General features: G+C 68.0%; 19 protein-coding genes. 10 read left to right on the top strand and 9 right to left on the bottom strand.

Translation table 11 applies throughout. The annotated features are described in order from the left end of the window. Nucleotides 1-19 precede the first annotated feature (19 nt). Nucleotides 20-781 carry a LytTR family DNA-binding domain-containing protein gene (locus PFY01_RS05150; RefSeq protein WP_271042670.1) on the bottom strand — a complete coding sequence of 254 codons (762 nt, stop codon included), beginning with the start codon at nucleotides 779-781 and terminating at the stop codon, nucleotides 20-22. Between the two features lie 136 nt (nucleotides 782-917). On the opposite strand from PFY01_RS05150, the gene PFY01_RS05145 reads away from it, so the two are divergent. Beyond that, nucleotides 918-1907: an alpha/beta hydrolase family protein gene (locus tag PFY01_RS05145; RefSeq protein WP_271042669.1), complete on the top strand. Its 990-nt coding sequence runs from the start codon at nucleotides 918-920 to the stop codon at nucleotides 1905-1907. 153 nt (nucleotides 1908-2060) lie between these two features. Next, a complete protein-coding gene (locus PFY01_RS05140; protein ID WP_271042668.1) occupies nucleotides 2061-3350 on the top strand; it encodes a sensor histidine kinase in 1290 nt (429 codons plus the stop codon). Here PFY01_RS05140 and PFY01_RS05135 read toward each other — a convergent pair. Next, nucleotides 3347-3829, bottom strand: a complete 483-nt coding sequence (locus tag PFY01_RS05135; protein WP_271042667.1) for an Lrp/AsnC family transcriptional regulator — start codon at nucleotides 3827-3829, stop codon at nucleotides 3347-3349. The genes PFY01_RS05140 and PFY01_RS05135 overlap by 4 nt on opposite strands. Nucleotides 3830-3913: 84 nt before the next feature. On the opposite strand from PFY01_RS05135, the gene PFY01_RS05130 reads away from it, so the two are divergent. Beyond that, nucleotides 3914-4816: an EamA family transporter gene (locus PFY01_RS05130; RefSeq protein ID WP_271042666.1), complete on the top strand. Its 903-nt coding sequence runs from the start codon at nucleotides 3914-3916 to the stop codon at nucleotides 4814-4816. A gap of 152 nt (nucleotides 4817-4968) precedes the next feature. Here the strand turns inward: PFY01_RS05130 and PFY01_RS05125 are convergent, their stop codons facing one another. Further along, a complete protein-coding gene (locus PFY01_RS05125; RefSeq protein WP_271042665.1) occupies nucleotides 4969-6471 on the bottom strand; it encodes a methyl-accepting chemotaxis protein in 1503 nt (500 codons plus the stop codon). 203 nt (nucleotides 6472-6674) lie between these two features. Between PFY01_RS05125 and fliI the strand changes: the two genes are divergently transcribed. From fliI to PFY01_RS05105, 4 genes are all read left to right on the top strand, one after another. Beyond that, nucleotides 6675-8018, top strand: a complete 1344-nt coding sequence (gene fliI / locus PFY01_RS05120; protein ID WP_066552424.1) for a flagellar protein export ATPase FliI — start codon at nucleotides 6675-6677, stop codon at nucleotides 8016-8018. Between the two features lie 8 nt (nucleotides 8019-8026). Then, nucleotides 8027-8437 (top strand): flagellar export protein FliJ, encoded by a 411-nt coding sequence (locus tag PFY01_RS05115; protein ID WP_271042664.1) that lies wholly within the window; start codon nucleotides 8027-8029, stop codon nucleotides 8435-8437. Nucleotides 8438-8480: 43 nt separating this feature from the next. Then, a complete protein-coding gene (locus PFY01_RS05110) occupies nucleotides 8481-9548 on the top strand; it encodes an endo-1,4-beta-xylanase (protein WP_271042663.1) in 1068 nt (355 codons plus the stop codon). A gap of 131 nt (nucleotides 9549-9679) precedes the next feature. Beyond that, nucleotides 9680-11059 carry a serine hydrolase gene (locus PFY01_RS05105; RefSeq protein ID WP_271042662.1) on the top strand — a complete coding sequence of 460 codons (1380 nt, stop codon included), beginning with the start codon at nucleotides 9680-9682 and terminating at the stop codon, nucleotides 11057-11059. 63 nt (nucleotides 11060-11122) lie between these two features. On the opposite strand, the gene ctrA is transcribed toward PFY01_RS05105, so the two are convergent. After that, on the bottom strand, nucleotides 11123-11824 hold the full coding sequence (gene ctrA, locus PFY01_RS05100; protein ID WP_017505852.1) for a response regulator transcription factor CtrA: 702 nt from the start codon (nucleotides 11822-11824) through the stop codon (nucleotides 11123-11125). Between the two features lie 379 nt (nucleotides 11825-12203). On the opposite strand from ctrA, the gene PFY01_RS05095 reads away from it, so the two are divergent. Beyond that, nucleotides 12204-12560, top strand: a complete 357-nt coding sequence (locus PFY01_RS05095; RefSeq protein WP_271042661.1) for a chromosomal replication initiator DnaA — start codon at nucleotides 12204-12206, stop codon at nucleotides 12558-12560. Further along, complete coding sequence (locus PFY01_RS05090; RefSeq protein WP_271042660.1) at nucleotides 12557-13267, top strand: DUF6456 domain-containing protein; 711 nt, start codon at nucleotides 12557-12559, stop codon at nucleotides 13265-13267. The genes PFY01_RS05095 and PFY01_RS05090 overlap by 4 nt, the downstream gene beginning before the upstream one ends. Before the next feature lie 65 nt (nucleotides 13268-13332). On the opposite strand, the gene PFY01_RS05085 is transcribed toward PFY01_RS05090, so the two are convergent. The 3 genes from PFY01_RS05085 to PFY01_RS05075 all read right to left on the bottom strand — a co-directional run bounded on the left by PFY01_RS05085 (nucleotide 13333) and on the right by PFY01_RS05075 (nucleotide 14907). Next, complete coding sequence (locus tag PFY01_RS05085) at nucleotides 13333-13494, bottom strand: hypothetical protein (protein ID WP_156146727.1); 162 nt, start codon at nucleotides 13492-13494, stop codon at nucleotides 13333-13335. A 245-nt stretch (nucleotides 13495-13739) separates the two neighbouring features. Beyond that, nucleotides 13740-14408, bottom strand: coding sequence for a hypothetical protein (locus tag PFY01_RS05080; RefSeq protein ID WP_055754062.1), 669 nt, complete (start codon nucleotides 14406-14408; stop codon nucleotides 13740-13742). Between the two features lie 61 nt (nucleotides 14409-14469). Next, nucleotides 14470-14907: a SufE family protein gene (locus PFY01_RS05075; RefSeq protein WP_205681620.1), complete on the bottom strand. Its 438-nt coding sequence runs from the start codon at nucleotides 14905-14907 to the stop codon at nucleotides 14470-14472. A 164-nt stretch (nucleotides 14908-15071) separates the two neighbouring features. Here PFY01_RS05075 and PFY01_RS05070 point away from each other — a divergent pair, with 164 nt between their 5' ends. Further along, the gene (locus tag PFY01_RS05070) at nucleotides 15072-16781 is read left to right on the top strand and encodes a sensor histidine kinase (RefSeq protein ID WP_271042659.1); all 1710 of its coding nucleotides are present in this window, start codon (nucleotides 15072-15074) and stop codon (nucleotides 16779-16781) included. A gap of 56 nt (nucleotides 16782-16837) precedes the next feature. Here PFY01_RS05070 and PFY01_RS05065 read toward each other — a convergent pair whose 3' ends face one another. Both PFY01_RS05065 and PFY01_RS05060 read right to left on the bottom strand, forming a co-directional pair. Beyond that, nucleotides 16838-17338, bottom strand: a complete 501-nt coding sequence (locus tag PFY01_RS05065; protein WP_271042658.1) for a hypothetical protein — start codon at nucleotides 17336-17338, stop codon at nucleotides 16838-16840. 66 nt (nucleotides 17339-17404) lie between these two features. Beyond that, nucleotides 17405-18265 carry a hypothetical protein gene (locus PFY01_RS05060; RefSeq protein WP_271042657.1) on the bottom strand — a complete coding sequence of 287 codons (861 nt, stop codon included), beginning with the start codon at nucleotides 18263-18265 and terminating at the stop codon, nucleotides 17405-17407. Nucleotides 18266-18293 lie beyond the last annotated feature (28 nt).

Genomic DNA, 18293 nt, shown 5'->3' with positions numbered 1-18293 from the left:
GACCGTCAGAACCCTTGACCTAAAGCCAGCCGGCGGCCCGCAGATTGGCCACCCGCGCACGCGACACCGGCGCCGTCAGACCACCGGTAAGGGCCAGGCGCAGGTTACGGCCGTCCTCGACGACCCCGACGATGGCCGCGCGCGCCACCCACCACGAGCGATGGGTCTGAAGCCCCTCGACGCCCTTCAACGCCGAGACGGCCTGCGACAGCGACATCAGAACAAGCTGCGACCCCCGCGTCGTGTGTACGCGCACATAATGGTCCTCCATCTGCAGGCAGATCAGGTCGCGCCCCAACCCGGCGGGCAGGGTGCGCGCGAAGCCCGGATCGCCTTCACCCGCTCGCGTCGCCGTAGCGGACGTCCGCATCCGCAACACAGCGTAGAGCGCGACATAGACGGCCCCGATCAGCAGGGCCTGCCCATACCATTCGACCCAGCCGACACGTTGGCGAATGCCGGGCCACAGGACCACGGCGATGATCCGGCTGATCACGGCGGTCGGCCCGCTGGCGACGACGATCAGCATGGGCAGCCAGAACCGCATGGACACGCGTCTGCGACGCATCCTGGGCCAGACCCAGCGGATCGCAGCACCGAGCACCGCGCCGCTGATCACCAGAACCGCCGTCCAATAGCCGACCCGCACCGCCAGCCCGTCGTTGAAGAAGCTGCCGAAGGGACCCACCGTGCCCAGCACCACCCCGGTCACGGCGCAGGCCGCCAGATCGACGGCCCAGGCGCGCGGCGTATTCAGTCTGTCGGCGGCGTTCTGCGTCATCGGCCCTCCCCTCGTCAGCCCACTATCGTCGAACCCGTCGCCCGTCCACGCACCCGTTCGCCCATTGGCGAAATCCGGCTGGCGCTCACTCGGTCTTGCCCCGAACAGCGGATCGTCTCGACCAACGGAAACCGACATGACCCATCGCTCGCCGCCCCAAAACCTGATCGCCGGCGTCAGCTTCGCGCTGATCCTTCTGGCCGGCGCCGCCTCGTCCGTGCAGGCGACCGCGCCACAAGCCCAAGGTCCGGCGCGCGCCCAGACCGATCCGCTGGCGCCCGACCAGGTCTTCACCTTCCCCGGCGGACCGGACGGGGCGGTCGAGGCCGGCGTCTGGCTGCCGGCGCGCCGCGTCGACGGCCGGCCCGCGCCCCTGATCGTCATTTCGCACGGCAACGGCGGCGGTTTCCGCAGCCATGCCGACACCGCCAAAGCCCTGGCCGACGCCGGCTTCGTGGTCGCCGCCCTGACCCATCCCGGCGACAACTATCGCGACATGAGCCGCTCCACCCAACTGACCAATCGCGCGCCCCAGCTCAGCCGCCTGATCGACTATATGACCGGCGACTGGTCCGCGCGGCCGGGCGGCGTGGCCGTCGATCCGAACCGCATCGGCGCCTTTGGCTTCTCGGCGGGCGGCTTCACGGTCACCTCGGCCATCGGCGGGGTCTCGGACGCGGCGGCCATCGGCGACCATTGCCAGGCCCATACCGGCTTCTTCGCCTGCCGCCTGCTGGACGCGATGGAGATCGACCTGTCGACCTGGCGTCCGCGTGCGAAGGATGACCGGATCAAGGCCGCCGTCATCGCCGCCCCGGCCCTGGGTTTCTCGTTTACGTCCGACAGCCTCGCCGCCGTGCGCATTCCGGTTCAGCTGTGGCAGGCGGGCGCCGACGCCATTCTGCCCGCGCCCTACAACGTCGAGCCGATCCGCGACCGGCTGGGCGCCGCGCCGGAGTACCACCGCGTCGAAGGCGCAGGTCATTACGACTTCCTGCCGCCCTGCTCGCCGGCCCTGGCGACCGAGGCGCCGCAGCTCTGCACCCCGACGCCAGGTTTCGACCGCGCCGATTTTCACAAGGACCTCAATCGCGAGATCGTCAGCTTCTTCCAGCGAACGCTGTAGCGCCGCGGGGACCGGCCCGGGCGAAACCGATACGGATGACCATGGCTCTTGCGCCCCCACGCAAGGGGTGACGCGCGCTGATTTCTGCGCAAACCTTTCAGAGCGGCTATGTCAGCCTATATGTCGCCGTCGCGCGAACCGAGATTTCCGTCCTTGCCTCATACCCGTCCGCTCTCCGACACCGGCCTGACCCCGGAAATCGCCGAACTGGTCGCGGAGGTGCACGCGGATACGGCCGCCGAAACCCAGATCCGGATGGACGCCCCGGTCGCGCCCAGGATCGAGGATGCGCCGGCGGCCGAGACGCGCTCCACCGCCGATGAGCTGCGCTATCGCCTAAAGCAGCAGTCGCTGCTGGCGCGCTTCGGCGAGGTGGCCCTGCGCGAGCGCGATCGTCAGGCCCTGCTCGACGCCGCCTGCGCGGTCTGCGCCGACGGGCTGGAGACGCCCTTGTCCAAGGTGCTGATCCATAACGAGGCGCGCGACCGGCTGGTGCTGATCGCGGGCGTCGGCTGGACCGGGCCGGTCGAGGGCCAGGCCTCGCTGGGCGTCGAGCTGGATTCGCCGGCCGGCTACGCCTTCCAGACCGGCAAGCCGCTGATCTCCAACCATCTGGAGAACGAACAGCGCTTCCATACGCCCAAGCTTCTGGCCGACCACGGCGTGCGGCGCGCCATCAACGTCCTGATCCGGCCTGAGCTGGATGGCGAACCCTGGGGCGTGCTGGAGGTCGACAGCCCAGACGAGGGCCAGTTCGACGCCCGCGACGCCCTGTTCCTGGACGCCTTCGCCGCCGTCGTCGGCGCCGCCATCGCCCGCCAGCAGACCGAGCAGCGGCTTCTGGCCGCCATCGAACATCAGGCCCTTCTGACGCGAGAGGTCAGCCACCGGGTCAAGAACAGCCTATCTCTAGTCTCCAGCCTGCTGTCGATGCAGGCGCGCGGCGCGGCCTCCGACGAGGTGCGCGCCGCTCTGGCCACGGCCGGATCGCGCATCCAGGCCATCAGCGAAGTCCATGATCAGCTGTGGCGCGGCGCCGACGTCCAGACCGTGATCCTGTCCGACTTCCTGTGCCAGCTGTGCGAGGCCATCGACGCCGGCAGCGACCGCCATGTCGTCACCTGCGAGGCGTCCGATGCGCCGCTGGGCGCCGACATCGCCATCCCGCTCGGTCTGATCGTGAACGAGCTGGTCACCAACGCCATCAAATACGCCTATGGCCCCGAGGGCGGCGGCGTTGCGGTCACAGGCCGCATCGCCGACGGACGCCTGACCGTCACGGTCGCGGATCAGGGCAAGGGCTTCGACCTGATCGCCGCCCGCAGCGACCGCAGCCTGGGCATGCGCGTGATCGACAGCCTGGTCCGCCAGATCGGCGGCACGATCGAGAACCGAACCCAAGGCGTCGGCGCGATCCTGGTGGTCGAGGCCCCGGCGACCTAGCGCTCCAGCACCGCGCGCCCCGGATCGAAGCCGACGACCTCGCGGATGACGATCATGCTCTTGAAGCCGCGCACGCCCTTTTCGGGGACCAGTTCGCGGATGCCGAAGGCTTCATAGTCCTGCATGGAGCGGACGGCGACGGTCAGCAAATAGTCGGTTTCGCCCGTCACGTCCCAAGCGCCTTGCACCTCCGGGCTGGCCTTCATGGCGCGCTGGAAGGCGTCCATGACCTTACGATCCTGGGTGTTCATCTCGACCTGGACATGCAGGACGATGCGCGGCTCGACCCGGGCGGGATCAATGACGGCGACGTCGGCGGCAATGACGCCCTCGGCCCGCAGGCGACGCAAGCGGCGCAGGACGGCGGATTCCGATAGGCCCACCGCCTCGGCCGTCACCCGCGCCGGCTCCAGATTGTTGCGCCGGACCCGCATCAGCAGCTTATGGTCGAAATCGTCGAGCGCGACGAAATTCGTCATTACAGGGTCTCCATTGACGATTTCCGTCGCATTCAAGCGGAAACTCGCCGGGAAGCGCAAGCGGCGTTACGCTAGCTTTACGCCATGACGTCGCTGGCCCTGAAAACCCATCTGAACTCGCCGCTGGCGGCGCGCCTGATCCCCTATCTGGCGCTGTTTGCGGGCATGGTGACGCTGGCGTGTGGCACCTCCTTCGCCAAGACGCTGTTTCCGGTGATCGGGGCGGAGGGGACCTCGGCCTATCGCGTCGGGATTTCAGCCGTTCTGCTGGTCGCCGTCTTCCGGCCCTGGCGGTTCCGCCTGACCCGCGCGGATCTGGGCGCCATTGCGCTGTACGGCGTCGTGCTGGGGGCGATGAACCTCAGCTTCTACATGGCCCTGCGCACCATTCCGCTGGGCCTGGCCATCGCCATCGAGTTCATGGGGCCGCTGACCCTGGCCCTGATCCATTCGAGGAAGCCCATTCATTTCGCCTGCATTGGTCTGGCGGTCTTGGGGTTGGGCCTGCTGTTGCCGATCAAGGCCGGGGCCGGCGCGCTGGATCCCGTCGGCATGGCGCTGGCCGCCTTCGCCGGCCTGTGCTGGGCGCTGTACATCGTCTTCGGCAAGCGGCTGTCGCACCTGCACGCCGGTCAGTCGGTGGCGCTGGGCATGAGCGTGGCGGCCCTGGTCGTCGTGCCGTTCGGCGTGGCCCATCCGGGCGCGGCCCTGCTGAACCCCGCCATCATTTTGGCGGGCGTGGCGGTGGCGATCTTCTCCAGCGCCCTGCCTTACTCGCTGGAAATGGTCGCCCTGCGCAGCATCCCCAAACGCACCTTCGGCGTGGTGCTCAGCGCCGAGCCGGCGGTCGGCGCCCTGGCGGGGCTTGTGATCCTGCACGAGCATCTGACAGGCCAGCAATGGCTCGCCATCGCCGCCATCGTCGCCGCCTCGGTCGGCGCCATCGCGACGACGCGGGAGGCGAAGATCGGGGCGGAACCGGTTTAGGCTCTAATTTCCCCGCTCATCCCCGCGAAAGCGGGGACCCAGCGCTTTGGGCGTTCCACCGGCTGAGTTCAGTCACACCGCCAATCCTACGCACCCTGCCATGCGAAAGGACTGGGTCCCCGCTTTCGCGGGGATGAGCGGAGGCGGGGTGGTCAGAACTCTTCCCAGCCCGCGCTCGACGCCGCCGCAGCCGCGGCCGCGCCGCCGCTAGCGAAGGCCCGGATGCGGGCGCGTTCGCGGGCCAGGGGGACGGGGGCGGCGGCCTGCGACAGGTCGTGGACGCGGGTCTGAGCCGGCGCCTCGCCCGTCTCGAACCGTTCGACCAGCAGGGCCAGTTGTTCGGTTTCGGACTTCAAGCTCATGGCGGCGGCGGTCGTCTGTTCAACCATGGCGGCGTTCTGCTGGGTCACCTGGTCCATCTGGTTGACGGCCGTATTGACCTGGCTCAGCCCCGTCGCCTGTTCCTGGGCCGAGGCGGCGATCTCGCTGACCAGGGCGTCCATCTCCGCCACCTTGACGGCGATCGCCGACAGGGCCGCGCCGGTCTCGTCGACCAGCTTGACCCCTTGCGCCACCTCCTGGCCCGAGGTGGTGATCAGGGTCTTGATCTCCTTCGCGGCTTCCGCCGAACGCTGCGCCAGGGCCCGCACTTCGGAGGCGACGACGGCGAAGCCGCGCCCCGCCTCGCCCGCCCGCGCCGCCTCGACCCCGGCGTTCAGGGCCAACAGATTGGTCTGGAAGGCGATCTCGTCGATCACGCCGATGATGTCGCTGATCTGGGTCGAGCTGCGCTTGATGCCGTCCATCGCCGCGATCGCCTGGCGCACCACCTCGCCCGACCGGTCCGCCTCGGCGCGCGCGCCCAGGGCGGCGGCCGAAGCCTGTTTGGCGCCGTCCGCGCTGCGCTTCACCGTGGCGGTGATCTGGTCCAGCGCCGCGGCCGTTTCTTCCAGACTGGCGGCCTGCTGTTCGGTGCGGCGCGACAAGTCGTCGGACGCGCTGGAGATTTCGCCCACCCCGCCCCGCAGACCCGACACGGCCCGCAGCGCCTGGCCCATCGTCTGGCGCAGGCTTTCGACCGCCGCATTATAATCGTCGCGCACCCGCACATGGTCGCCCTTCACCTGCGCGTCGATCCGCGCAGTCAGGTCGCCGGCCGACAGCTTGTTCAGCACCCCCGCCAGGGCGTCGACCAGCAGGGTCTGGGCGCTTTCCGCCTCGACCCGTTCGGCCTCGCGGCGCGCAGCCTCCTGCTCGTCGGCGGTGATGTCGATGGCCAGTTTGATGACCTTGGCCGGCCGCCCGTCTGGGCCGAACACAGGATTGTAGGAGGCCTGGAGCCAAACCTCGCGCCCGCCCTTGGCCAGCCGCCGGAACTTGCGCGCCAGGAACTGTCCCGCGTTCAGCTCGCGCCAAAAGGCGGCGTAGTCGGGCGAGGCCGCCTCGGCCGGGTCCATAAAGGTCCTGTGGTGGGCGCCCCGGATCTCGTCCAGACTATAGCCCATCGTGGTCAGGAGGTTCTGGTTGGCGTCGATAATGGTGCCGTCCAGGTTGAACTCGATCACGGCCTGCGACCGGCCGATGGCGGCCATCTTGCCGTCCAGATCGATCAGCCGATCCTGCATGTCCGATGACTTCGGTTTACGCGCGAACATAGGCCCCAACCTCTTCGCTATCGGCCGGCCCCCGCCCGCCTCGGTTGCAAGATTAATAGGCTAATTAGTTGAAAAACTGTTTCGCGTTTGAGTTGCAATCGAGACGCAATAATCGCTGTCTTATCCCCCGCCTTCCAGCAGCGCTTCATCGGTCGTTAACCACGTTGCCGCATCTGTTGAGGCCTGTTCCTGGGGTCTGATTTTTGCGCAATCTCGTCGCCGCCGTCGAAGCGATCGACCCGCTGGTCGTGACCGGCAAGGTCGCAGGCGTGTCGGGCCTGCTGATCGAATCGCGCGGCGGCCTGTCGCGCCTCGCCGTCGGCGCTCGGGCCGAGATCGGGCGGCGCGGCCACGATCCCCTGCCGGCCGAGGTGGTCGGTTTCCGCGATTCCAAGGCCCTTCTGATGCCCTTCGGTCCGGTGGAGGGCGTGGCCCCCGGCGCCGACATCCGCATCATCGACCAGGCCGCCAGCGTGCGCCCGACGACCGCCTGGCTGGGCCGCATCATCGACGCCTTCGGCCAGCCCATCGACGGCAAGGGGCCGCTGCCGCAAGGCCCCGCCCCCTATCCCCTGCGCGCCCCGCCCCCGCCCGCCCATTCGCGCGGCCGGGTGGGCGAGCGTCTGGACCTGGGCGTGCGGGCCATGGACGTCTTCACCACCACTTGCCGGGGCCAGCGCCTGGGCATATTCGCCGGGTCGGGCGTGGGCAAGTCGGTGCTGCTGTCCATGCTGGCCAAGGAGGCGACCTGCGACGCCGTCGTCGTCGGCCTGATCGGCGAACGGGGCCGCGAGGTGCGCGAGTTCGTGGAAGAGACCCTGGGCGAAGAGGGGCTGAAACGCGCCGTCGTCGTGGTCGCCACGTCGGACGAACCGGCCCTGAAGCGCCGTCAGTCAGCCTATATGACCATGGCCATCGCCGAATATCTTCGCGACCAAGACCTGGAAGTGCTGTGCCTGATGGACAGCGTCACCCGTTTTGCCATGGCCCAGCGCGAGATCGGGCTGGCCGCTGGCGAGCCCCCGACCACCAAGGGCTACACCCCCACCGTCTTCACCGAACTGCCCAAGCTGCTGGAGCGCGCCGGTCCCGGCCCGATCCGCCCCGACGGCACGACGGCGGCGCCCATCACCGCCTTGTTCACCGTGCTGGTGGACGGCGGCGACCATGACGAGCCGATCGCCGACGCCGTGCGCGGTATTCTGGACGGCCACATCGTCATGGATCGCAAGATCGCCGAGCGTGGGCGCTTCCCCGCCATCGACGTGTTGAAGTCGGTCAGCCGCACCCTGCCCGGCTGTCAGACCCCGCCCGAGCGCGAGCTGAACAAGCGCGCGCGCCAGTGCCTGAGCGCCTACGCCAATATGGAAGAGCTGATCAAGATCGGCGCCTACCGCACCGGCGCCGACCCGATCGTGGACCGGGCCATCGCCCTGAATCCGGCGCTCGAAGATTTTCTGGGACAAGACAAGGACGATGCGACGCGTCTTTCCGATTCCTTTACCCGGCTGGAAGCAATCCTGAACCAAGGCATGATCAGGGAGTGATGATTTAGATGACCGCTTGGGCCCAATCCCTGATCCGCATCTCCAACTATGAGGTCGAGACGCTGCAGAAGCGCTTGGCCGAGATCGCCGAACGCCGCGCCGGCGCCGAACTCCGCATCGCCGTGCTGGACGCCGAGGCCGAAGGCGAACGCAACCGCGCCCGCATGGATGCTGAGGCCGGCATGATGCTGGGCGCCTATCTGAACGGCTGGAAATCAAGGAAGGCCGCCGCCGAAGGCGACCTGTCGGTGCTGGACGCCGAGGAAGCCGGCGCCCGCGACGCCCTGACCGGCGCGTTCGAAGAGCTGAAGAAGTTCGAACACGTCGCCGAGACCACGCGCCTGAACCAGCTGATCGCCCTCGCCAAGCGCGAAACCGCCGCCTTCGACGAGCTGGGCCTGCGGAAGCATGCGGTCTGACGATCCGCAGCCTTCTACGTCTGCCCTCGTTGAAGGGAGACGCATGACGCCCACCCGCCGCGCTATCCTCGCTGCCCCGCTCGCGCTTGCCGCCTGCGACCGCTTCGCCTCGGCGGAGCCGTCGCCGCCCAACGTCCCCCCGCTGAAGTCCATCGCCCCGGCTCCCTTCGGCACGGCGATCAAGGCCAGCCAGATCGACGACCCGGACTGGGTCGCGCTGGCCCGCGCCAACGTCTCCCAACTCACGCCCGAGTGGGAGATGAAGATGGAGTACATCCTGGCCGACGGCCTGGACCGGCCCAACTTCGACCGCTCGGACCGCATCGCCGCCTTCGCCCAGGCTGAGGGCATGGCGATGCATGGCCACACCCTGATCTGGTACGCGCAGGGCAAGGAGGCGTTCGCCGGTCTGTCGGGCGCCGCCTTCGACCGCGCCTTCGACGGCTATATCGCCACGGTCGCCGGCCGCTATCGCGACAAGGTCCGCAGCTGGGACGTGGTCAATGAGCCGATGCTGGACGACGGCTCGGGCATGCGCGACTGCCACTGGTCGGCGCGATACGGCCACGACGGCTATATCCTGCGCGCCTTCGAAAGGGCCCGGATCGCGGATCCTGACGCCGTCCTGTTTCTGAACGAATACAATCAGGAGAGCGTGCCGGCCAAGGGCGCGCAGTTCCTGAAACTGGTCGAGCGGCTGCTGAAGGCCGGCTGTCCGCTGCAGGGCCTGGGCCTGCAATCCCACCTGTGGATCGACATCCCCGAGGGCGTCATCGCCGCCTATATGCGCAAGATCAGCCAGTTCGGCCTGCCGATCCATGTGTCGGAGCTGGACTGCACCCTGCGCACCGAAAACCGTCTGGACCTCCGCAGCCAGGCCGACCGGATCGCGGCCCAGGGCGCGCGCGTCACCGAACTGGCCTCGGCCTTCGCGGCCCTGCCCAAGGCCCAGCAGTTCGCCTTCACCGTCTGGGGCCTGCGCGATACCGACAGCTGGTATCGCCAGGGCGACAAGGACGATGGCCGGGACAAGCCCCTGCCCTTCGATAGCTTCGGCCGTCCCAATCCGATGGCGGCCGCCATCGCAGCAGGCTTCAAGACCCCCGCCTGACCACAGGCATCCCAGTGTAAACGGTCTGAAACACAGATGAACTGACAAAATCCGCCGCGCCTGCATCCGAACGCCGCCCTCGTCGCCTCTCTCTGAAAGCGTTAGCGTGACGCGTTCAGGAGACCGCCCCCTTGCCCTATTCGCTCACCGTCCGCCGTCGCCCAGCCATCCTGCTGCTGGCCGCCAGCGCTCTGGCCCTCACGCTCAGCCCGCTGGCCAACCGCCCGGCCGCCGCCCAGGACGCGGCGCGCATGGATCAGGTGATCCGCGCCTCCAGCGACGCCGACGCCTTTTCCGGCGCCGTCCTGGTCGCCCGCGACGGTCGTATCCTTCTGGATCAGGGCTACGGCCTGGCCAACCGCGAGTGGAACATCCCCAACGACGGTGATGTGAAGTTCCGCCTGGGCTCGCTGTCGAAACAGTTCACAGCCGTCGCGGTCATGCTGCTGAACCAGCAGGGCAAGCTGGATCTGGATGCGCCGATCAAGACCTGGCTGCCCGACGCCCCGGCCGCCTGGGACGCGATCACCCCGCGCCATCTGCTCAGCCACACAGCGGGCGTGCCCAACTTCACCGCCTTTTCCGATTTCGAGGCCCAGAAGACCCGGCCCGCAACGATGAGCCAACTGATCGCCCGGTTCCGCAACCGGCCGCTGGACTTCGCGCCAGGCTCCCGGTTCGCCTATTCCAACTCGGGCTATGTGCTGCTCAGCGCCATCATCGAGACGGCCAGCGGCCAGACCTACGCCGACTTCGTCGCCGCCAATCTGTTCCAGCCGCTGGGCATGAGCGACAGCGGCTACGACCGCCACGACATGATCCTGCCCCGCCGGGCCTCGGGCTATGCGCTGGGCGCCGACGGCGTCGTCAACGCCGACTATGTGGACATGAGCATCCCGACCGGGGCCGGCGCCCTGTATTCGACCACCCACGACCTGCTGAAGTGGGAACAGGGCCTGTTCGGTGGGCGGCTGCTGAACGCCCAGTCGATGACCGCCCTGACCACGCCGGTCCGCAACGGCTACGCCATGGGGCTGATGGTGTCCGAAGCCGACGGCAAGCGTCTGGTCTGGCACAACGGCGCCATCGAGGGCTTCAACACCTATATGGCCTATGATCCGGGCGATCGGACCGCCGTCATCGTCCTGGGCAATCTGAACGGTGAGGCGCCGGACAAGCTGGGCGCGGCCCTGGTCACCCTGGCGCGCGGCGGAACCGTCACCCTGCCCAGCGAACGCCGCGCCGTCGCCCTCTCGCCTGAGGTGCTGAAGGCTTACGGGGGGGTCTATAATCTGGCCCCGACCTTCGCCCTGACGATCTCGGTCGTGGACGGCAAGCTGATGGCCCAGGCCACCGGCCAGCCCGCCTTCGAACTGACGGCGGAAGCTGAGGACGCCTTCTACCTCACCGCCGTCGACGCCCAGATCACCTTCACCCGCAACGCCGACGGCGCCGTCGAGGGCCTGGTCCTGCACCAGGGCGGCCGCGACATGCCGGCGAAGCGTCAGTAGGGTCTCAACGCAAAACGCCCGCCGTCACCGGCGGGCGTTTCGAAATCGCGGATCGAAGGTCGATCAGGCGGCGACGGTGACGACGCCCTCGGCCGGGTCGCGCAGGACATAGCCGCGTCCCCAGACGGTTTCGATATAGTGTTTGCCGTCGGCGGCGGTGGCCAGCTTCTTGCGCAGCTTGCAGATGAAGACGTCGATGATCTTCAGCTCGGGCTCGTCCATGCCGCCGTACAGGTGGTTCAGGAACATTTCCTTGGTCAGGGTCGTGCCCTTGCGGAGCGAGAGCAGCTCCAGCATCTGGTATTCCTTGCCCGTCAGGTGGACGCGGTGACCGTTCACCTCGACCGTCTTGGCGTCCAGGTTCACGGCGATCTCGCCGGTGTGGATGATCGCCTGGGCGTGACCCTTGGAGCGGCGGACCACGGCGTGGGTGCGCGCGATCAGTTCGTCCTTGTGGAAGGGCTTGGTCATATAGTCGTCGGCGCCGCCGCCGAAGGTCTTGACCTTGGTTTCGATCTCGTGGCTGCCCGACAGGATCATGACCGGGGTGTTGACCTTGCCGACGCGCAGCTGGCGCAGGACTTCCAGGCCGCTCATGTCCGGCAGGTTCAGGTCAAGAAGAATGAGGTCGTAGTCATAGATCTTGCCCAGGTCGATGCCTTCCTCGCCCAGGTCCGTCGTATAGACGTTGAAGCCTTCCGACTTCAGCATCAGTTCGATGCTTTGGGCGGTTGCGTGATCGTCTTCAATCAACAGGACGCGCATACGTGCCCCTCCAGGCAAAAGCTTTGCGGTAACCACCCTGGCACACGGCCGGGTAACCTTGTTCGCAAGTTAAGACGTGAAAACCTTAAGAAGGGTTAACGCCATCCAATTGAGGCGAATCTAGGCTGATTTGCGAATCGGCGTCGAGAGGCTGGAGTCAACGATTCGAAATTTATTAACCATGTTGGACCCGCGCCCCGTGTTTCGGCCGACATACCGCCCGTCCTCTCACCTCCCTCACGCACGACGTGCTGCCCGCAACCGCAAGGCGGTTAAGCCGCCACGACCGATTTTGGCGCACAGTAGGACGATATTCCTAGCGCGACGTCACGGTCACCTATGATGCCGGCGTCGAGAGTTCGTGAGAGGGAGACGTTTCGTGCTGGAGGACTACAGGGTGCCGGTCACCGAGGAGGATCAGGTCAAGGCCGGGCTGGCCATTCATCTGATCGCGGCGCGCACCGGCGCCCATCCGTCGCAGATGACCGGTCGGGGCCGGATGAACCCGCGCGCGGCCCGCCCGCGCTGGCTGGCCATGTACCTGTCGCACGTCGCCTATGGCTGGACGATGGAGCGGGTCGGCCACGTCTTCGGCGTCAATCGCGCCAGCGTCGGCGCCGCCTGCCGCTGGGTCGAGGACGAGCGCGAACAGCGCAGCATCGACGATCTAATGAACGACCTCGAAGGCTGCATTCAGGGTCTGTATCAGTCGCCCCGCCTGGAGCTGCCGCAATGAGCCGGCTTCTGGAACGCGCGCGCGATCTGATGGCCAAGCCCGGCGCGTGGCTGTCGGCCGAGGGCGGCGCATATGCCCTGCGCCTGTCGCCGGATCGCCGCAGCCGCATCAGCCTGACCCTGACCGAGACCGAGTTTCGCGCCCTGATCGACCAGCCCGGCCTGCGCGTGCGGCCAGGCGGCGGCTGGTCGGGACGCGCCCAGCCGGACCCGACGCCGTCCCCCGCCCCCGGCCGTCCCGGCTTCGTGGCGGGCGAGCGCGACCTGATGCAGCCGGACGGCCGCATGGTCCGCGCGCGGGCCAATCTGGGCGAAAGCCCCATCGCCTGGCTGGCGCGGCGCAAGGATGCGTCCGGCCGCCCCTGGTTGACCCCGGCCGAGGCCGCCGCCGGCGAACGGCTGCGGCGGGAGGCGGAACAGGCGACGAAGGGCGCGTCGCTCACCATGCGCTGGGACGCCCTGCCGACCTCCGGCTCAGGAACCGCCGCGCGGATGGAGCCGACCGACCGCGCCCTGTCCGCCGCCCGCCGCGTCGAACAGGCGCTGACCGCCGTCGGCCCGCGCCTTCGCCCCATCCTGACCCGCATCTGCATCCACGGCGACAGCCTGCAATTGGCCGAAACGTGCCTCGGCCTGCGCCGCCGCCAGGGCAAGACCGTCCTGAAACAGGCGCTCCAGGCCCTGGCGGATCACTATGGCATTGGATGAAGTGCACAGATTGCACTGAATTTTTACTGCGGGAAACGGACGCGGCAAATGTCGGCTTTGGGTGGTTAGCGGAAGCGTCGAAAGAACTTATGGGCCGCGTAAAAGATGGCAGCGCCGATGGCAAAGGCTGCCGCTCCAGCGAGGAACCAGAACGGACTGCCGGCGCCTTCGACACCGGGAAGAAAGCTAGCCAGAAATGCGATCATGCAGAGAATGGCGGCGTACATGAACAGCCCAGCGGCTAGCGCGGTAATGGGGCCTGAGCCGCGCATCGGCCTCAAGCGCAGCTTAGGCTTAAGTCTGGACCTAGGATCGTTGTAGTCTGGCGCTGACATTCACCAATGATGCTTTTCCGATTGGATGTCCGCAATGGGTCGAAATCCGAAATGGCCATCACGCTGGCAAGCAGACCTCCGCTTAGATTTCGCGCTGCGCTGACAAGAGCGCCCTCACTGCACTCTGTCTTGTCCGCTCAGATCAGGGCGATGGGGATCAGGATGGCCAGGAGGTAGATCAGCGCCCGGATCAGGGCCAGCACCGCGATGACGGCGCCGCGCCTCTTTGACACGTTCAGCCGCCGGGCGAACCAGCGGGACTGCACGACGACGAACCAGGCCGTGCCGCCGATCATGATCGCGGCGCCGACCGCATTGGGCAGTTCGGGCCGCTGAAAGATGGTCCCGCCCGCCGAGACGAAGGCGGCGCAGACGGCGGCGAGATAGCATTGCGCATAGAATGGCGCGCGCAGGGTTTCGCGGCTGATGCGCTTCTTCTCGTGACGCAGCAGGGTGACGGCGGCGACCAGAGGGATCAGGCTGAAGGCCAGCGAGCGGAACAGGACCAGGTTCTGCTGGGACGCATAGACCACGCGGCTGAGGTCGGTCGCCTCGGGCGGCGGCGGCACATGCAGCGCCATCGACAGCAGATTGGTCAGGACGATGGTGGCCAACAGGAACAGCGGCGGGCTGAGCGCATCGTCGTAGCGACGCTCCTCGCTGTCGCTCTGCTCGCGGTCCGAATAGTCCATCGCCGCCAACGGTCCGCGCAGGATGCGCCACAGGGTCAGGGGATAGAAGACCAGCCAACTGACCGCCTCGAAGAGAAACTCCTCGAAACTGCGCAGGATCTTCAGCAGGTCCATTCGCGCCCCCGGTTACGACCCCGCGATCGTGGGTCGCCGGGCCGGCGGTTGCAACCCCCGACTACTGAACCGCCAGCGCCGCCTCGCGGATGCGGCCGACCATGCTGTTCAAGCCATTGGCGCGCTGGCGCGTCAGGGCCGAGGGCAGGCCCAGCCGATCCAGCGCCGCGCGGGCGTCGAAGGCGACGATCTCCGCCGCCGTGCGGCCGGAGTACAGTTTCAGCAGCAGGGCGATATTGCCCTTGGACAGGGCGCTGTCGCTGTCGGCGGCGAACCACAGCCGTCCATCGTCCTGCGTCGTCGCCAGCCAGACCTGGGCGGCACAGCCCGGCACCTTGTTGGCCTCGATCCGGTCGGCCTCGTCCAGCGGAGCCAGCCCCTTGCCCAGTTCGATGACGTATTCGATCCGCTGCTCCCAATCGCCCAGCAGGTCGAAATCCTCGGCCAGTTCGGCCAGGGTCTGGTCCAGGGTGTCGGTCGGCGGCGTGCGGTCGGTCATGCGCCGCCAGATAGGCCGCGCGGCCGTTAACGACAACCGGCCGTTTTGTCCCCCGATATTCATGGTGAACGCCGCAATGGGGTTCGCCTCAGGGGGGAGCGGCCTCGCACCGACTCAGCCGCAGCCCTAGTCTGGGCGCAGACGAAACCCATGGCCCGCCCTTCTTGAAACCCGACGCCCACGCCAGATACGAGGACGACCCGACGCACGACGCGGCGTTGGGCGCTCCGCTGGTCGCCTTATGGCATGCCATCTGGGCGGTGGCTGTGGCCCTGACGGCGCTGGCGGCCCAAATGATGGACGGGCTGAAGGACGCGCCGCTGGCCGCCCTGCTGCTGATGGCCTTCCCCGGCGTGTTCGGCGTCGTGCTGATGGTGCGCGACAGCGCGGGGCTGAGGCTGGCCGTCATGGGCGGGTGGATTTTGGCCGCCACCGCTTCGGCCGGCCTGACCGGCGGCGTGACCGGCGCCCTGCCCGGCCTGATCCTGACGCCGCTGGCGGCGGGGATCGCCCTAGATCACGGCGTGCATCACGCCCGCGTCGGGGCCGATCGCCTGACCCGGATGGGCGCCTTTGCGGTGGCCCTGCCGCTGCTGGCGGGGCTGATCTCAACCTGGCTGAACGGGGCGGAGGCGCAAGGCCCCTTGCTGGCCGCCGTTTCGGGCCTGCTGGCCATGGGCGCGATCATCGCCGCCATGCGCCTGACCTGGAGCGCGCGCCAGCATCGGCTGGCCGAAGCCGAGGACGAGGCCGCCCGGATCGCCGCTCTGCTGGAGGATCAGCCGGCCCTAACCCTGCTGCTCGATCCGTCGGGCCGCGCCGTCGCGACCTGGGGCGCGCCGCCGCCCGCCCTTTCGGTGCTGGCCCTGACGGAACAGGGCCTGATCTCGGCCGTGCATGCGCCGGATCGCCCGGCCGTGTCCGCGGCCCTGGCCCGCGCCCTGTCGGGCCAGTCGGTCGAGGTCCAGTTCACCCCGCGCATCGCCCTGGACCGCCGGGTCGTCATGATCCTGGGCCCGTTCCAGCACGAGACGGACCGCCCGCGCCTGATCGCCCAGGCGTTCGACGGCACGGCCCAGTTCGCCCGCGAGCTGGGGCTGGAGACCGCCCGCGTCGAGGCCGAAGCCCAGTCCGCCGGCAAGACCCGTTTCCTGGCCAATATGAGCCACGAGCTGCGCACCCCCCTGAACGCCGTGATCGGCTTCGCGGACATCATGCGCCAGAAGCTGTTCGGCCCCCTGCCCGAACGCTACGCCGGATACGCCGACGCCATCCATCAGGCGGGCGGCCATCTGCTGGACCTGATCAACGACGTCCTGGACCTGTCCAAGATCGAGGCCGAGCGCTACCAGCTGGCGATGGAGACGTTCGACGCCCGCGACGCCGTATCCGCCGCCGTCGCCCTGGTCCGGCTGCAGGCGGACGACAAGGGGGTCGAGCTGGCCGCCGTCCTGCCGTCAGAGCCGATCAAGGTCCGCGCCGACGCCCGCGCCCTGAAGCAGATGGCGCTGAACCTGCTGTCCAATGCGGTCAAGTTCACCCCGGCCGGCGGATCCGTCACCATCACCCTGGACGCCGACGGACCGGACCTGGATCTGGCCGTCTCCGACACCGGCGTCGGCATCGCGCCGCAGGACCTTCAACGCCTGGGCCGCCCCTTCGAACAGGCCGGCGGCGCCGACCAGAAGGCGCAGGGCACGGGCTTGGGCCTGTCCCTGGTCCGCAGCCTGACCGAACTGCACGGCGGCCGCATGACCATCGACAGCACCCTGGGCGAAGGCGCGGCGGTGATGATCCGGTTGCCGGTGATGGTGATTGATTTAAGTGGGGCGGGTAGTTTGTCAGACGTAAAGCCGGCCAAGGTCGAGGCCTGATATCGTCACTGAAGCGCCGTTTTGAATAACGAACGAAGGTGTAGTGGCACCCGGCGTCAGACTTCTAAACTTTCGACCTTAGTTAAGACGCCGTCTATCACCGACATCCAACTGGATAGGCGCGCTTGCGGAAACCGGATGCTGATTGAGAGATCCCGATAGGGGACGCGCGCACGACATTCCCAGCCATCGACCGGACAGAATATCGATGCGCCGCCGTATCTGTTCTGGATGAAGTAGTGTGCGTCTTCCCCAGCGCCGGACACTGGCGTCAGCCCACCGTAGACTTCGCGGCCGAGAACACCGCCATGCCGCCGCAGTCCAACGATGGCGCTGGCGACGTCAGGCTGTCGGTCGCTCTGTATCTGGATGAACAGGCGCTCGCCGCGCGTATGTTCATCCAGCAATCCGAAATCTGAACCGCGCATATAGAACGCCAATGAATCGGGCGTCGGATTGACGACGACATTTGATGGCACCCGGAAACTGCGCCCACCGACTTTGCGCACGTCGTCAGAAGCTTGCGGAGGACTCGAACACCCGCCGATCAGGGCCAAGCCCACGGCCGCCCAAACAGCCTGGATCACAGAGCCCCCTTCTAACAGCAGAATTGCTCAAAGAGGCTAAACCTGCCCCATCGCCAGGAAGGCGCGGCCCGCCGCGAAGTCGCCGGCTTCGAAGGTGGAGCGGGCGATGCTGCCGTCGCGGAACAGGAACTCGACGGTGAAGACCTCGCGCGGGTCCAGGGCCGACAGGGCGTCGGCGGCGGCGGCGGGGAATAGCCAGGCCTGACCGGCCGGGCGACCTTCGGGCAACAGCATCGGTTCGGCGTTTGTCACGCCGGCGGCCCAGAAGGCGCGGCGTTGCGCGGCGGGCGGCAGGTCGTGCGACAGCCACGGACGCGGCGCCACCGTGTGATCGCGCATCACCACCCGCACCCCGGTCGGCCGCGAGCGCCCCTGCCAGGACACGACGGCGGCCAGTTGATCCGGCCGGTCCATGCCGCCCACCACGCCGAACCGCACGGGCGATGCGCCGGTCACGGTCGCCTGCATCAGCCGCCAGGTCGGGCGCGCATAGGCCGCGCGATCCGCGCTCCACTTTCGGCGATCGCCGGGAAACTCCATCCGCGTCGTGCGCGACCAGCCGGAAAAGGCGGTCTGGACCCGGCCCTGAACCGTCTTCAGATCGGTCGAGCCGCACGGCGTCGTGTTCGCGCGCGCCCGCGCCCGCTGCGCCGTCTCGGCCAGTTGCCGGTCGTTGGATCCCGCGCGCAAGGCCGCGCCCCGCGCCTGCCAGGCGGCGGCCGTCAAGGCGGCGGTCAGCTGCGGCTCGAACAGGCCGCAGCGGTCGTTGGCGGCCAGCACGAAGCTGCGCTCATAGAAGCGGTCCTGCGGCGCGGCGAAGGCTGCGACGGGCGTCGCGGCGATCAGCACGGCCGACAGGAAACCTCTGGCTTGCCGGGGGGAAAGGCCTATCCTCATGCCCCGACCCTAGCGCGCCAGGGTTGGG

The sequence above is a fragment of the Brevundimonas vesicularis genome (assembly GCF_027886425.1).
Lineage (GTDB): Bacteria > Pseudomonadota > Alphaproteobacteria > Caulobacterales > Caulobacteraceae > Brevundimonas > Brevundimonas vesicularis_C.
The sequence above is the reverse complement of the archived record's forward strand: the minus strand, read 5'-3'. Positions and strand labels throughout refer to the sequence as shown.

Coding starts and splice junctions, on each gene's coding strand:
- PFY01_RS05150 (WP_271042670.1), bottom strand. CDS start 781: ATGACGCAGAACGCCGCCGACAGACTGAATACGCCGCGCGCCTGGGCC.
- PFY01_RS05145 (WP_271042669.1), top strand. CDS start 918: ATGACCCATCGCTCGCCGCCCCAAAACCTGATCGCCGGCGTCAGCTTC.
- PFY01_RS05135 (WP_271042667.1), bottom strand. CDS start 3,829: ATGACGAATTTCGTCGCGCTCGACGATTTCGACCATAAGCTGCTGATG.
- PFY01_RS05130 (WP_271042666.1), top strand. CDS start 3,914: ATGACGTCGCTGGCCCTGAAAACCCATCTGAACTCGCCGCTGGCGGCG.
- PFY01_RS05125 (WP_271042665.1), bottom strand. CDS start 6,471: ATGTTCGCGCGTAAACCGAAGTCATCGGACATGCAGGATCGGCTGATC.
- PFY01_RS05115 (WP_271042664.1), top strand. CDS start 8,027: ATGACCGCTTGGGCCCAATCCCTGATCCGCATCTCCAACTATGAGGTC.
- PFY01_RS05110 (WP_271042663.1), top strand. CDS start 8,481: ATGACGCCCACCCGCCGCGCTATCCTCGCTGCCCCGCTCGCGCTTGCC.
- ctrA (WP_017505852.1), bottom strand. CDS start 11,824: ATGCGCGTCCTGTTGATTGAAGACGATCACGCAACCGCCCAAAGCATC.
- PFY01_RS05090 (WP_271042660.1), top strand. CDS start 12,557: ATGAGCCGGCTTCTGGAACGCGCGCGCGATCTGATGGCCAAGCCCGGC.
- PFY01_RS05085 (WP_156146727.1), bottom strand. CDS start 13,494: ATGTACGCCGCCATTCTCTGCATGATCGCATTTCTGGCTAGCTTTCTT.
- PFY01_RS05080 (WP_055754062.1), bottom strand. CDS start 14,408: ATGGACCTGCTGAAGATCCTGCGCAGTTTCGAGGAGTTTCTCTTCGAG.
- PFY01_RS05075 (WP_205681620.1), bottom strand. CDS start 14,907: ATGACCGACCGCACGCCGCCGACCGACACCCTGGACCAGACCCTGGCC.
- PFY01_RS05060 (WP_271042657.1), bottom strand. CDS start 18,265: ATGAGGATAGGCCTTTCCCCCCGGCAAGCCAGAGGTTTCCTGTCGGCC.